The sequence below is a fragment of the Mycobacterium sp. RTGN5 genome, assembly GCF_033804465.1.
Classification (GTDB): domain Bacteria; phylum Actinomycetota; class Actinomycetes; order Mycobacteriales; family Mycobacteriaceae; genus Mycobacterium.
Window position 1 is genome coordinate 126,341 of record NZ_JAPZLA010000005.1, and the last position, 14,404, is coordinate 140,744.

General features: G+C 66.3%; 13 protein-coding genes. 7 read left to right on the forward strand and 6 right to left on the reverse strand.

Going from position 1 to position 14,404, the window contains the following annotated elements; translation table 11 throughout:
* Window positions 1-43: 43 nt before the first annotated feature.
* Window positions 44-1,408: an HNH endonuclease signature motif containing protein gene (locus tag SLQ31_RS22810; RefSeq protein ID WP_319436396.1), complete on the reverse strand. Its 1,365-nt coding sequence runs from the start codon at window positions 1,406-1,408 to the stop codon at window positions 44-46.
* Between the two features lie 130 nt (window positions 1,409-1,538).
* Between SLQ31_RS22810 and ppc the strand changes: the two genes are divergently transcribed.
* The 7 genes from ppc (at window position 1,539) to SLQ31_RS22845 (ending at window position 9,633) form a co-directional block, all read left to right on the forward strand.
* Entirely contained in the window at window positions 1,539-4,346 is a 2,808-nt protein-coding gene (gene ppc / locus SLQ31_RS22815) for a phosphoenolpyruvate carboxylase (RefSeq protein WP_319436397.1), read from the forward strand.
* Between the two features lie 94 nt (window positions 4,347-4,440).
* A complete protein-coding gene (locus SLQ31_RS22820) occupies window positions 4,441-4,854 on the forward strand; it encodes a DUF309 domain-containing protein (RefSeq protein ID WP_319436626.1) in 414 nt (137 codons plus the stop codon).
* A gap of 267 nt (window positions 4,855-5,121) precedes the next feature.
* Window positions 5,122-5,751: a nitroreductase family protein gene (locus SLQ31_RS22825; RefSeq protein ID WP_319436627.1), complete on the forward strand. Its 630-nt coding sequence runs from the start codon at window positions 5,122-5,124 to the stop codon at window positions 5,749-5,751.
* Window positions 5,751-6,245: an SRPBCC family protein gene (locus SLQ31_RS22830; RefSeq protein ID WP_319436398.1), complete on the forward strand. Its 495-nt coding sequence runs from the start codon at window positions 5,751-5,753 to the stop codon at window positions 6,243-6,245. Before SLQ31_RS22825 ends, SLQ31_RS22830 begins: the two co-directional genes overlap by 1 nt.
* Complete coding sequence (locus SLQ31_RS22835; protein WP_319436399.1) at window positions 6,242-7,978, forward strand: N-acyl-D-amino-acid deacylase family protein; 1,737 nt, start codon at window positions 6,242-6,244, stop codon at window positions 7,976-7,978. Before SLQ31_RS22830 ends, SLQ31_RS22835 begins: the two co-directional genes overlap by 4 nt.
* 13 nt (window positions 7,979-7,991) lie before the next feature.
* Window positions 7,992-8,579: a TetR/AcrR family transcriptional regulator C-terminal domain-containing protein gene (locus SLQ31_RS22840; RefSeq protein WP_319436400.1), complete on the forward strand. Its 588-nt coding sequence runs from the start codon at window positions 7,992-7,994 to the stop codon at window positions 8,577-8,579.
* A gap of 10 nt (window positions 8,580-8,589) precedes the next feature.
* Window positions 8,590-9,633, forward strand: coding sequence for a dihydrodipicolinate reductase (locus SLQ31_RS22845; RefSeq protein WP_319436401.1), 1,044 nt, complete (start codon window positions 8,590-8,592; stop codon window positions 9,631-9,633).
* On the opposite strand, the gene SLQ31_RS22850 is transcribed toward SLQ31_RS22845, so the two are convergent.
* Genes SLQ31_RS22850 through tal form a run of 5 tightly spaced genes read right to left on the reverse strand, consistent with a single transcriptional unit; the run spans window position 9,630 to window position 14,399 of the window.
* Window positions 9,630-10,016, reverse strand: a complete 387-nt coding sequence (locus tag SLQ31_RS22850) for an ATPase (RefSeq protein WP_319436402.1) — start codon at window positions 10,014-10,016, stop codon at window positions 9,630-9,632. The genes SLQ31_RS22845 and SLQ31_RS22850 overlap by 4 nt on opposite strands.
* Window positions 10,017-10,020: 4 nt before the next feature.
* Complete coding sequence (pgl, locus tag SLQ31_RS22855; RefSeq protein ID WP_319436403.1) at window positions 10,021-10,764, reverse strand: 6-phosphogluconolactonase; 744 nt, start codon at window positions 10,762-10,764, stop codon at window positions 10,021-10,023.
* A complete protein-coding gene (gene opcA / locus SLQ31_RS22860) occupies window positions 10,761-11,672 on the reverse strand; it encodes a glucose-6-phosphate dehydrogenase assembly protein OpcA (protein WP_319436404.1) in 912 nt (303 codons plus the stop codon). The genes pgl and opcA overlap by 4 nt, the downstream gene beginning before the upstream one ends.
* 31 nt (window positions 11,673-11,703) lie before the next feature.
* Complete coding sequence (zwf, locus tag SLQ31_RS22865) at window positions 11,704-13,284, reverse strand: glucose-6-phosphate dehydrogenase (RefSeq protein WP_319436405.1); 1,581 nt, start codon at window positions 13,282-13,284, stop codon at window positions 11,704-11,706.
* Window positions 13,281-14,399, reverse strand: a complete 1,119-nt coding sequence (tal, locus tag SLQ31_RS22870; protein WP_319436406.1) for a transaldolase — start codon at window positions 14,397-14,399, stop codon at window positions 13,281-13,283. The genes zwf and tal overlap by 4 nt, the downstream gene beginning before the upstream one ends.
* Window positions 14,400-14,404 lie beyond the last annotated feature (5 nt).

Genomic DNA, 14,404 nt, shown 5'->3' on the forward strand with positions numbered 1-14,404 from the left:
CGGATTTGGTCGAGCCGCAGCGGGTCGACCGTTAGTGAGGACGCTATGGCGGGGACTCGTGATTCGGGTCCGGCGGCTCGTCGTCTTCCTCGAGCAGCCGTTCCGGATGGTGTGCGTCGTTCACGCGTGGGGGACCGGTGCCGTCGCCCCAGGCGATCCGGCCATCCTCGGTGACGGTGGTCGTGTACTTGCCTTCGGTGGCCATCATGTGGTCACAGGCACAGCCGAAGTACAGGTTGTCCGCGTCGGTCGGACCACCTTGGCTCCACGGCCGTGCATGGTGCACCTCGGAGTGGTAGCCCGGTTCGAAGCAGTTCGGTTTGGTGCAGCCGCGATCCCTCGCGTAGCAGATGATCCGATGATCAGCTGTCGCAAGGCGTTTGGCCCGGCCCAGGTACAGCGGTCGCGCGGAGTGATCCTCGAACACCGCCAAGTACTGGACCGATTCGGCGGCCATCCGGATGACGTCGCTCATCGGGAGCCGGCCGGTTCCGCCGGTGCGGGCCCAGCCCGCCGCCTGCTCCAGCTCGCCCAGCGTCGTCGTCACGATCACCGTGACCGGCAGGCCGCGGTGCTGACCAAGGGCCCCGGATTCCACCCCGGCCTTCAACCCTTGTTTCAGTCCGTCGTGGCAGCGCTGTTCGGGCGTGCGGGTGTCTCGCCCGTCGACGCCGTCGGGAACATGTCGCCCAGGCCGTTGCGCGGCCGTCACCGCCTCCAGATACGCGCGGCACTCGGGATCCAGCCAGCCCGAAATCCTGCTCATCCCGTCCGGCCCCTGTCGGCCCAGAACCACTCCGCGGCGCCGCGCACGATCCTCGTCGGTGAAGGTGCCATCCGGATTGAGTACGTCGGCGATCTCGGTGCCGATCGCGGCGACGAACGCTGAATCCTGTTCCCGCGCATGGCGTACCAATACCCGCTCGGCGGCGTCGCGATCGGCCGGCGCCACCGCGGACGGCAGCCGGTCGAGCGCACGACACACCGCCTCGATATGGTCCTCGCCGACCTCGCCCGCCTCGACGGCGGCCGCCAGCGCCGGGAGCTCGGGCGGCAGTGGCGGCCCGGTCAGCGACCGGCGGTTGCGGATGCGTGATGCCACGCGGAACCGCCGTTTCACCTCCCCGGCGGTCAGGTGCAACCGGGCGGTCAGCACGTCGCGGACCTTGACCCCGGCGGGCATGGTCCCGCCGTCAACCGGTTCGGCGATCTCACCGAACATCCGATACGACAGGCCCCGGTTCACCCGGTGCTGACCCTCCAGGCGTTCGGCCACCTCGATCCGGAAGGCATTGCCGGCCAAATCGGTACAGACCGACCGTAAGCGGTCGTACGCGGCGTCGACAGCCTTGAGTTCGGCGCGGACCCGGTCATGTACCGCCTGGGCGGTGAGGGGTTCGCAGGTCATGACTCCACGTTATCGAACACACATTCGAATACAACGGCCAAGAATCCAATCTGTGGATGAATCCGGGTCTGTGGACAACCCCACGAGGCCTCGCTCTGCAGCCCCCATCCCGCACCCCGATACTTGAGGGATGGCTGATGTCCCCGACGTGTCCCTGGAGCCGATCGGCGCGGTCACCCGCACCAAGGTCGGCCGGGAGGCCACCGAGCCGATGCGCGAGGACATCCGGCTGCTCGGCACGATCCTCGGCGACACCGTGCGCGAGCAGAACGGCGAGGAGGTGTTCGACCTCGTCGAGCAGGCCCGCGTCGAATCGTTCCGGGTGCGCCGATCCGAAATCGACCGGTCCGAACTGGCCAGGCTTTTCGACGGCATCGACATCCATCAGGCCATTCCGGTGATCCGCGCCTTCACCCACTTCGCGCTGCTGGCCAACGTTGCCGAGGACATCCACCGCGAACGCCGCCGGGCCATCCACGTCGCCGCCGGCGAACCGCCGCAGAACAGCACCCTTGCCGCCACGTACGAAAAGCTGGATGCCGCGCAGCTGGAGTCGGCCACCGTCGCCGACGCACTGCGCGGCGCATTGGTGTCGCCGGTGATCACCGCGCATCCGACCGAGACCCGGCGCCGCACTGTGTTCGACACCCAGCACCGCATCACCCAGCTGATGCGGGTGCGGCTGCGCGGCCACGACGAAACCGAGGACGGCCAGCCGGTCGAAACCGAACTGCGCCGGCAGATCCTGACGCTGTGGCAGACGGCGCTGATCCGGTTGTCCCGCTTGAAGATTCAGGATGAGATCGAAGTGGGGTTGCGGTATTACCCGGCCGCGTTCTTCGAGGTGATCCCGAAGGTGAACGCCGAAGTGCGCGACGCGCTGCGGGCCCGCTGGCCCGACACCGAGTTGCTGGCCGCGCCAATCCTGCGCCCCGGCTCGTGGATCGGCGGTGACCGCGACGGCAACCCGAACGTCACCGCCGAGGTGGTGCGGCTGGCCACCGGCGGCGCCGCGTACACCGCGTTGGGGCACTATTTCGCCGAACTGACGCATCTCGAGCAGGAGCTGTCGCTGTCGGCGCGGCTGGTGAAGACCACCGACGAGCTGATCGCGTTGGCTGACTCCTGCAACGAACCGGCCCGGCTGGACGAGCCCTACCGGCGGGCGCTGCGCGTGGTCCACGCCCGGCTGACCGCCACCGGCAAGGACATTCTGGACCGCACGCCGGCGCACACTCTCGATCTCGGCATGGCGCCGTACGAAACCCCGGCCGAGTTGCGGGCCGACCTCGACGTCATCGACGCCTCGCTGCGCGCCAACGGCAGCGCGCTGCTGGCCGACGATCGGCTGGCCCGACTCCGGGACGCGGTGGAAGTCTTCGGTTTTCACCTCAGCGGCCTGGACATGCGGCAGAACTCCGACGTGCACGAGGAGGTCATCGCCGAACTGCTGTCCTGGGCCGGGGTGCACCCCGACTACGCATCGCTGTCCGAGCCGGAGCGTGTCGAGGTGCTGGCAAGGGAGCTGGCCACCCGACGCCCGCTGGTCCGTGACGACTCCGAGCTCTCGGAGTTGGCTCGCAAGGAACTCGACATCGTCTTCGCGGCCGCCCGGGCGGTCCGGGTGTTCGGCCCGGCGGCGGTGCCCAACTACATCATCTCCATGTGCCAGTCGGTCTCCGATATGCTGGAAGCCGGGATTCTTCTCAAAGAGGCTGGGCTGCTGGATGTTTCCGGCGAGCAGGTCTACGCCCCAGTGGGCATTGTGCCGCTGTTCGAGACGATCGACGACCTGCAACGCGGTTCGGCCATCCTGGAATCGGTGCTGGACCTTCCGCTCTACCGCGCGATGGTGCACGCCCGCGGCGAGAGCCAGGAAGTCATGCTCGGCTACTCCGACTCCAATAAGGACGGCGGATATCTGGCCGCCAACTGGGCGCTGTACCGGGCCGAACTGGATCTGGTGGAGTCGGCCCGCAAAACCGGTATCCGGCTGCGGTTGTTCCACGGCCGCGGTGGAACGGTCGGCCGCGGTGGCGGTCCGAGCTACGACGCGATTCTGGCCCAGCCGCCGGGGGCGGTGAAGGGGTCCCTGCGCCTGACCGAGCAGGGCGAGATCATCGCGGCCAAGTACGCCGAGCCGCGCATCGCCCACCGCAACCTGGAGACGCTGCTTGCGGCCACGCTCGAGTCGACGCTGCTGGACACCGAGGGCTTAGGCGACCTGGCCCAAAGCGCCTACGACGTGCTCGACGACCTCGCCGCTCGCGCCCAGCGCGCGTATGCCGAATTAGTCCACGAGACACCGGGTTTCGTGGAGTACTTCAAGGAGTCCACGCCGGTCAGTGAGATCGGCTCACTCAACATCGGTAGCCGTCCGACGTCGCGCAAACCCACCACGTCGATCGCCGACCTGCGCGCCATCCCATGGGTGCTGGCCTGGAGCCAGTCGCGCGTCATGCTGCCCGGCTGGTACGGCACGGGTACCGCATTCGAGGAGTGGATCGCTGAGGGTCCTGAAACACCGGAGGCCCGCCTCGAGGTGCTGCAGGATCTCTACGCGAAATGGCCGTTCTTCGCCACCGTGCTGTCGAATATGGCGCAGGTGCTGGCCAAGTCGGATTTGGGTCTGGCGGCACGGTATTCCGAGCTGGTCGAGGACGAGGAGCTGCGGCACCGGGTGTTCGACAAGATCGCCGCCGAACACGAGCGCACCATCCGCATGCACAAGCTCATCACCGGACAGGACGATCTGCTCGCCGACAACCCGGCGCTGGCCCGCTCGGTGTTCAACCGGTTCCCGTACCTGGAGCCGCTCAACCACCTTCAGGTCGAGCTGCTGCGCCGCTTTCGGTCCGGCGACGAAGACGAGCTGGTGCAACGCGGCATCCTGCTGACGATGAGCGGATTGGCGTCGGCCCTGCGCAACAGCGGCTAGGCCCATCCGGAAGACCTAGGATGACTAGGTCGATACCACCAATCGCGACCGTGATGAATCAGGCCGGCCCCGCAACGCGAGGGCCCGTGACGCGCTGGGGCGACCGCTGCCGGAAGGCGTCGTTGGGGTCGACCGTATCCCGGACGACCTCCAGCTCTCTCCCGCCGAAACACTTGCCTACGGGCAGGATCTGCTGAACCGGGGTCTCGCCTTCAATGCCCACGAAGTGTTCGAATCGGCATGGAAGAACGGCCCGGATGACGAGGTGATGCTTTGGCAGGGGCTGGCCCAGCTCGCCGTCGGCATCACTCACGTGCAGCGCGGCAACCACAAGGGTGCGGCCGCGTTGCTGCGGCGCGCATCGGACCACCTGACCCCGATTGCCGGGCGGCCGATGTACGACATCGACATCGCCGGGCTGATCGCCGCAGCGAACGCGCTCGCTGACGATGTCACAGCGGGCACGCCGATCACGCCGTCGCGTCTGCGACCCCTGCTGATCCGATAATCACATCCGACGGGAACCCGCTGACGGTTCGATGCGTCAAAATCGTTATGACACAACCCGACTGCTCACTGGAGAACACGGCTGAACTGATCGGCCCGCTGCCGCCGGTCGCCCCGCCCGTGCTGGCCGACTGGGACGTCGCCGATCCCGACGACGGCTGGTGGTGAGAGGCGACCACAGACCTCTCTTGTCGGATGAAAATTAACAGTGTAAATATTGAGGTTCAGTCAGGGGCCGACACCCGGCACGCCGGCAGGACAGGACAGCGTGGACATCGAGTCGATCGACGAAGTGCTTTCGACGACGAGGGCTGTCCGGCGGCGCTTGGACCTCACCCGCCCGGTCGAGCGCGAGGTCATCATGGAGTGCCTGCGTCTGGCAATGCAGGCTCCCACTGCCAGCAATGAGCAGAACTGGCGCTGGTTGGTGGTCACCGACGCGGATAAGCGCGCGGCGATCGCGGACATCTATCGCCGGGCCGGCGAGGACTACCTCAAGAGTGCAGCGGATGCTGCCGCGGAGCCGCAGATGAAGCGGGTGTACGAGAGCGCCTACGCACTCACCCAGACGCTGGCCAAGGTTCCCGTCCTGGTGATTCCGTGTATCGAGCGACGCTTCGACGACGCCGGGTTGATCGTCGCCGCGTCGGCGTGGGCGTCGATCATTCCCGCCGGATGGAGCTTCATGCTCGCGCTGCGCGCCAGGGGCCTGGGCTCGGTGTGGACCACCCTCCATCTGGCCAGGGAACGCGAAGTGGCCGAATTGCTCGGGATCCCGGACACCGTGACGCAGGCCGCGCTGTTCCCGGTGGCGTACACGATCGGGACCGACTTCAAGCCCGCCGCGCGGCCGCCGGCGGAGACCTTCACATCGTGGAACTCCTGGGGTCAGCACTAGTGCAGGCCTTCACCGTGAAATTCGTCGTCGAGGCTCCGGCGCGAAGGGTATGGCGAGTGTTGCATCCACCGCCGCCCCCTGAGGCGACTCTGCCCCGAACAATTCATTATCCCGGGGGCACCATCGAAATCCTGAATGAGGGCGACGAAGCGGGGCAGGGGCTGGTGCGGACCTGTGTCTTCGACGTGCCCCGGTACCTGTTATCGGGCGGCAAGGCGAGGTCGTGGGAGACCGTCACCGAAGCGAAGATCAACGAACTGTCCCGTTACGTGTCCATCAGCAAGCCGTTGTGGTCCCGCGCGGAGGGTTACCACGAGCTCCACGAACAGCCCGACGGGACAACGCTTCTCGTGTTTCACGAGACCTACCATGCCTACAACCCGGTCTTGCGCGCCCTTCTCGAGCGCCGTGTGCACGCCAAGATCTCAGCGGACAACCTCGCCACCTACGAGCAGGTGCTCGGTTATGCGGGACGAACGAAAAGGGTGTTATGAGCTACGACTTGATCATTCGCGGTGGCACGGTCGTCGACGGTTCGGGATCACCGCCACGCACCGCCGACGTCGCCGTGCTGGACGGAATGATCGTCGAGGTGGGTCGGGTTGATGGCATGGCCCGGCGCACGATCGATGCCGACGGCCTCACGGTCACACCGGGATTCGTCGACGTGCATACCCATTTCGACGGTCAGGCCACCTGGGATCCGCATCTGACGCCGTCCTGCTGGCACGGGGTGACCACCGCCATCATGGGCAACTGCGGCATCGGATTCGCACCGGTGCGAGCAGATCGGCACGACTGGCTCATCGAGTTGATGGAGGGCGTGGAGGATATCCCCGGAAGTGCGCTGGCGGAGGGGATCACCTGGGAGTGGGAGACCTTCGCCGAGTACCTCGACGCACTTGAGCGAATGCCGCGTGCCGTGGACGTCGGCACCCAGATCCCACACGCCGCGTTGCGCGCGTACGTCATGGGCGATCGCGCCCTCGATGCCCCCACCGGCGACGACCTGAGCGCCATGACACGCGCCGTCACCGACGGTCTACGTGCCGGCGCGCTCGGCATGTCCTTCGGCCGCACCGCCGGACATCGCAGCGCCAGCGGACAGCCGGTGCCGGGAACGTATTCCGAGGAAGACGAGCTGATCGCTCTGATGGGCGCGATGGCCGACGCGGGAACCGGTGTTCTGCAAGTGGTGCCAGCTGGTGTGGGCGGCGAGATGGGCGGTGACCACCGGCATTCCATCGACGCCGAAATTGACTGGATCAGCCGGCTGGGCGAACGATTCCGGATTCCGCTGACTTTCTTGGCGATGGTCAACGAACAGGATCCCCACGACTGGCAGCGCTGGTTCGGCGCCGTGCGCGCCGCGAATGCGGCCGGCGCGAATGTGCGACCGCAGGTGGCCAGCCGCGCCTTCGGAATGCTGATGGGCCACCAGTCGCGGATGAATCCGTTCCGGCACCGGCCCAGCTACCGCCCACTGATGGATCTGCCACTGGTCCAACGTGTCCGAGCTCTTCGTGATCCGGAGATGAAGGCCCGGATTCTGGCGGAGACTCCCGACGCGGGTGCCGTTCCCTCAGCGGATCAGCTCAATCGGCACACCTTCAAACGTGTTTATCCGCTGGGGAATCGACTCGACTATGAGCCATCGGCGGAGGACAGCATCGCAGCCATCGCGGAGCGGGAACGGCGCGATCCGTGGGAGGTCACCTACGACACGCTGCTCGGCGCCGAGGGTCGAGAGTTCCTGCTGTTCCCACTGCTGAACTATGCGGGCAACGACTACCACCATCTGCATGACATGATGTCGGATCCGTTGAGCCTGCAGGGACTTGGTGACGGGGGAGCGCACTGCGGCATCGTGTGCGATGCCAGCATGACCACCTACCTGATGTCGTATTGGGTCCGTGACCGAACCCGCGGCCCGCGCATTCCGCTGGAGACCGCAGTGCATCGCCTCACCGGTGACCCGGCGCGGTTTTACGGACTCGGTGATCGCGGCAACCTGTCACCCGGTAAGCGAGCGGACATCAACCTGATCGACCTCGACAACCTGGCACTGCACTACCCGGAGCGGGTGGAGGATCTGCCCGCCGGCGCCGGACGACTCATTCAGCGTTCCGACGGCTATATCGAAACCATGGTGCTCGGCCAGACCATCGTCGCCGACGGCGAACTCACCGACGCCCGGCCGGGAACCCTCGTCCGCGGCGCCAGATAGGCGGTGCCGGAACATGAATGTCGCTGACTCTCAATCGAATACCAAGTCCAAGGCACTCCGGTACGGCGAGCTGGACCGCAGCGTCGTCGTGGCGGCGGCGGTTCGCCTGGCCGAGCGAAGCGGTATACGGAGTGTGACCGTACGGGCACTCGCCAACGAACTCGGCCTGTCGACGACGGCGATGTACCGGTACGTCGAGGGCAAGGCGGAACTCCTCAACCTGATCGCCGAGGCCACGCTGGCGTCGGTCGAGCTACCGGAGTCGGGTTCATGGCAGCAGCGAATCCGGGTGTTCGCCCACAGCGCGCGGAAGGCAATGCTTCGTATCGACGGCATCGCCTATGTTCTGCAGACGCATCCCGCCAAAGGGGCTGCCCAACAAACGGATACGCTGATGCAGCAACTGATCATCGATGCGGGCGTGCCGCCATCGCGGCGCGAATCGGCCCGGGTCCTGATGATGATCTTCGTCCTGGGGTCGGTGTCGTTCGAGCAGGCTCTCGACGGCCTGCCGCATCAACTCACAGTGGCGCCGGACACCCGGTTCGAGCAGGGACTCGATCTGTTGATCGCCGGCCTCGACGCTGTTTGGGAGGCGTGAGATGGCGCCGGTGCGGGTCGTGCAGTGGACGACGGGGATCGTCGGTGCCTCCGCGCTTCGGGCGATCCTCGACGACGATCGCCTGGAACTCGTCGGAGTTTTCGCGCACGGACCCGACAAGGTGGGTTGCGACGCCGGCGCTTTGGCCGGCCGGGCCGACACCGGGATCATCGCCACCGACGACGTGGCTGCCCTGCTTGCGCTGAAACCGGATTGCGTGGTGTACATGCCACATTGGCCCGAGGTGGACATGCTCGAACGGATTCTTCGGGCAGGCATCAACGTGGTGACCACCGCTCGACTGGTCAGTGGCGAGCACTACCCGGCAGGTGCGGGGGCTCGCCTCCGGGCGGCCGCTCTGGCGGGGGAGGTGACCCTGGTCGGGACGGGGATGAACCCCGCCTACGTTCCGTCGCTTGCGCTCGCCGCCACCGCGATGTGCCGCGAAGTGTGGTCGATCCGCGTCACCGAGTCGATGGACTGCGGGCTGTATGCCAGCGCCGCCATGTGGGAGGGCTACGGATTCGGCGGACCGCCAGACACTGACCGGCTTCGGGAAATCCTCTGGGAGGCCGAGCCCGATTATCGCGAGGCGTTGGACAGCCTCGCGCAAGGCATCGGCCTGGATGTCGACGATTATGACCTCGCCGTGGACTGCGCCGTCGCCGTCGCCGACCGCGATCTCGACTTCATGCGTATCGACGCCGGCACCGTGTGTGGTGTCGACGCGACCTGGACTGGTCGCAGCCAGGGAACTGCGATCGCGCAGATGCGCACAATCTGGACCCTCGGCGGCTTATCCGGCGCCCAGCAAGAGCCGGCGTGGAAGTTGCTGCACGGGTATCGGATTGACGTGACGGGGGAGCCGAACGTGACACTCAAGCTCGCGTTTCGCCCCGACGATTTCACGACGTTCGATATCGGCACGACGACGGCGATGCCCGCGATCAACGCTGTGACGGCGGTGGTGGCGGCACCGAGTGGCGTGCGCTCGATCGCCGAACTTCCGATGGTCACCGCTCGAGGACGGGTGCAGACGCCGAGCGGCAGCTAACGGCCCGCGCGGCGCACCGCGTTGACCACGCCGCGCACCGCGGACTCGGTGGCAGCCAGCGGCGACAACACCGCCTCGCCGATTCCCACGATGCGCTCGACCCGCTCGACGATCCCTTCCATCCGCGCGACGACCGCATCCAGCCTGGGTGCCAAATCGTCGATACGCGCCAGTGTGGAGTTGAACACGACCAGGGTCTCCTCGAAATACCCGAGGGTGCCTTTCATTCCGCTCATCGTCGTGTTGAGGTCGGTGAGGGCGTCGCTCATCCCGGTCAGGATGGTGTCGAGCTGGTCGACGGTCACGTCGGCGTTGAGCGCTGCCTGCGCCAGCGTCTTGATCCGGTCGCGGCCGGTGCGGGGCGGTGGCGTCTTGTCAACCATGAGCTCAGTCTTGCAGCTTGCTCGCTGCCTCGGTGTCGAGAAGCCAAACCGTGGCCTCTCGGCCCACGGCACCGGCCGCGGGAACGTCGTCCGGGCTGGCGCCGCCGATGGCCGCCGCCACGGCGTCGGCCTTGGCCGCGCCCGACACCACCAGCCACACTTCGCGTGAGCGGGTGACGGCGGGCAGCGTCAGTGTGATCCGCCGGGGCGGCGGCTTGGGGGAGTCTTCGACGCCGACGACCAGGCGGGTGGTCTCCGCGGTGGCGGGGGTGTCCGGGAACAGCGAGTTGATATGGCCTTCGGGGCCCATCCCGAGTAGGTGCACGTCGAAGGCCGGTGTGGGTTCACCCGGCTCGGCGGTCGCCGCCAGCACGCCCTCGTAGTCCAGCGCCGCGGCGTCCAGGTCGTCGCCGAACTCACCGTCGCTGGCCGCCATCGCGTGCACGTTGGCGGCCGGGATGTCGACGTGATCGAGCAGGGCCTCGCGGGCCTGCTTGTCATTGCGCTCGGCGTCGTCGGCAGGCACGAAGCGGTCGTCACCCCAGTAGATGTGCACCTTGGGCCAGTCGATCGCCTCGTCGTGCGCGCCCACGTGCTTGAGCAGGCCGATACCCGTTCCGCCGCCGGTCAATACGATGAACGCCTGCCCACGGGCCGCGATCGCGGCCACGATCGCGAGAACCAGCCGGTCCCCGACGGCAGCGACCAGGGCTTCGGTATCGGGGTAGGTCTCGATGATCTCGGTCATATGTACTGCACCTTGTCGATTCCCTGGAGTGCGGAAAGGTAGATCTCGTCGGCATCGAGCCTACGCAGATCCTCGGCGAGGCATTCACCGGTCTCCCTGCGTGCCAGCGGCACCTTGGCGTCGGGACGGGCGGTGCGCGTCAGCGTTGCGGTCACCTCCGTCTGCGGGCGGCTCAATGTGATCGTCTCGGTCGGGCGAACCAGCTCAACCTTCAGATCGCCGACCGCCCGCTGTACCGGTCCATCGATCCGGGTGGCCAACCAGCCGGCCAAGACATCAAGGGAAGGTTCGGTTTTCAGGCCTGAAACCAGTGCTGACGTGATGGGCTCGAACGGTGCCTGGTCCAATGTCGAGGTGAGCAACGCCCGCCAGTAGGTGATCCGGCTCCACGCCAGGTCGGTATCGCCGGCGGTGTATCCCTCGAGGCGACTCTTGATCGACTCCAGCGGGGCCGCGCCATTTGTGGCATCGGTGATCCTGCGAATCGCCAACTGCCCCAATGGATCCTGGGCTGGAATAGCAGGGGCGACCGCGGGCCACCACGCCACCACCGGAGTGTCGGGCAGCAGGAACGGCGTCACAACGCTGCTGGCCTGTTTGGCCAGCGGTCCCGACAGCTTGAGCACGACGACCTCACCTGAGCCGGCGTCGTGGCCGACGCGGATCTGAGCGTCCAGTTTGGGTTCGGTCGCGTCCGGATCTTCGGGCACCACCACGATCACCCGGCAGGGGTGTTCGTGACTGGCACTGTTGGCCGCCTCGATCGACTCTTCCAGAATGGCGCTGGTATCGGGTGCGATGACCAGGGTCAACACCCGGGCCATCGTGATCGCGCCCCCCTCGTTGCGCAGCGAATCCAGCTTCTTGTTGACCGTACTCGTGGTGGTATCCAGCAAATCGACGATCACTTCTGCTGTCTCCGCTCTTCGCTGACGCTCATCACGGGCGCCTCCATTCGCGCCCAGATCGGCGCAACATCTCGAACGCGGATTCCGGCCCCCAACCGCCGGACTCGTACGGCTCGGGGGGTGTCAATGTGCCAGAAGATCGAGCCCAGTTGTCCAGCGCGGGATCGAGGATCTTCCAGGCCAATTCGACTTCCTGGTTGACCGGAAACAGCGAAGGCTCGCCCAGCAGAACATCGAGGATCAGTCGCTCATAGGCCTCGGGTGAATCCTCAGCGAATGCCGCACCATAGGAGAAGTCCATGTTGACGTCGCGGACCTCCATGGCATGGCCGGGTACCTTGGAACCGAACCGCAGCGTGATGCCCTCGTCGGGTTGCACCCGGATCACCAGTGCGTTCTTGCCGAGCTCGTCGGTCATGGTGTCGTCGAACGGCAGATGCGGGGCCCGTTTGAACACCAGGGCAATCTCAGTCACCCTGCGACCCAAGCGTTTTCCGGTCCGCAGATAAAAGGGCACACCGGCCCATCGGCGGGTGTCCACGTCGAGCGTGATCGCGGCGTACGTCTCGGTGGTGGAGGTCGTCGAGAAACCCTCTTCCTCGAGCAATCCGACAACCTGCTCATTGCCCTGCCACCCTGCGGTGTACTGCCCGCGGGATGTGTTGTCATCCAACGGTTCCACCAGCCGCGTGGCCGAGAGCACCTTGATCTTCTCGGCTTGCAGCTCTTGGGGGCTGAAGCTGACCGGCTCCTCCATCGCCGTGAGCGCCAGCAGCTGCAACAGGTGATTCTGGATCACGTCGCGTGCCGCACCCACACCGTCGTAATAGCCCCCACGGCCACCGAGCCCGATGTCCTCGGCCATCGTGATCTGGACGTGGTCGACGTAATGCGCATTCCAGATCGGGTCGAACAACTGGTTGGCAAAGCGCAGCGCCAGGATGTTCTGCACGGTCTCTTTGCCGAGGTAGTGGTCGATGCGGAACACCGACGATTCGGGAAAGACGCTGTTGACCAACGTGTTCAGCTCTTCGGCACTGCGCAGGTCGTGGCCGAAAGGCTTCTCGATCACCACCCGGCTCCAGCAGCCCTCGGGTTTGGTGGCCAGGCCTGATTTCGACAACTGTTCGAGCACCTGCGGGAACGCCTTCGGCGGGATCGACAGGTAGAACGCGTGATTGCCGCCGGTGCCGCGCTCCACGTCGAGCTTCTTCAGAGTGTCGGCCAACCGTTCGAACGCGGCATCGTCATCAAAAGCGCCCTGTACGAAGCGGATTCCCTCGGCGATCCGGTCCCACACCTCTTGGCGAAAAGGGGTGCGGGCATGCGCTTTGACAGCGGTCAGCACGATATTGCCGAAGTCCTCATCCGCCCAGTCGCGCCGAGCGAAACCGATCAGCGCGAACGTGGGCGGCAGCAGACCACGGTTGGCCAGGTCGTAGATCGCCGGCATCAACTTCTTGGTGGCAAGGTCACCCGTGACGCCGAAGATCACCACCCCGCACGGGCCTGCAATGCGGGGCATGCGCTTATCGCGCTTGTCCCGCAACGGGTTCTGCCAATCTGCGGGCGCACCCGCGCAGGTCACCGCCGGGGTGGCTGCGTCGGTCATTTGGCCGCGGTGTTGAGCTGTTCTTGGGTCGCGTCGAGCAGTTCCTGCCACGACTTCTCGAACTTGTCCACGCCCTCGTTCTCCAGGACGATGAACACGTCGGTCAGGTCGATGCCGACGGCCTCGAGCTCGTCGAACACCTCCTGGGCCGCCGTGGCGGTACCGCTGAGGGTGTCACCGGTGATGACGCCGTGATCGGCGACCGCGTCAATCGTCTTCTCCGGCATGGTGTTCACCGTGTTGGGGCCGACCAGCTCGGTGACGTAGAGGGTGTCGGAGTAGTCGGGGTTCTTGACGCCCGTCGACGCCCACAGTGGTCGCTGCACCAGCGCGCCCGCCTCGGCCAGCGGGGCGAAACGTTCACCGCCGACGAACACCTCTTCGTAGGCGGCGTAGGCCAGCCGCGCGTTGGCAACGCCGGCCTGCCCGCGCAGTGCCAGCGCCTCGTCGGAGCCGATCGTCTCCAGTCGCTTGTCGATCTCGGTGTCCACCCGGGACACGAAAAACGAAGCGACCGAATGGATCTTGGAGATGTCGTGGCCGGCCTGCTTGGCTGCCTCCAGCCCGGCGAGGTAGGCGTCCATCACAGCGCGGTGGCGCTCCACCGAGAAGATCAGGGTGACGTTGACCGAAATGCCCTCGGCCAGAACCGCGGTGATCGCGGGCAGGCCTGCCTCGGTGGCGGGGATCTTGATCAGCAGGTTCGGCCGGTCGACGATCTTCCACAGCTCGATGGCCTGCAGGACGGTCTTGTCGGTGTCGTGGGCCAGCCGCGGGTCGACCTCGATCGAGACCCGCCCGTCGATGCCGTCGGAGGATTCCCATTGTGGACGCAGCACGTCGCAGGCCTCGCGGACGTCATCGGTGGTGACGGTGCGGATGGTGGCGTCGACGTCCGCGCCGCGCTCGGCGAGCTCGGAAACCTGTGCGTCGTAGGCATCGCCGTGGGACAGCGCGGCCTGGAAGATCGACGGGTTGGTGGTGACACCGACCACGCTGACCGTGTCGATCAACTTCTGCAGGTTGCCGGTCCGCAGCCGGGTGCGGGATAGATCATCGAGCCAGACGGACACGCCGGCGGCGGACAGCGCCGCGAGGTTGGGATTCTGCGCCATGACGG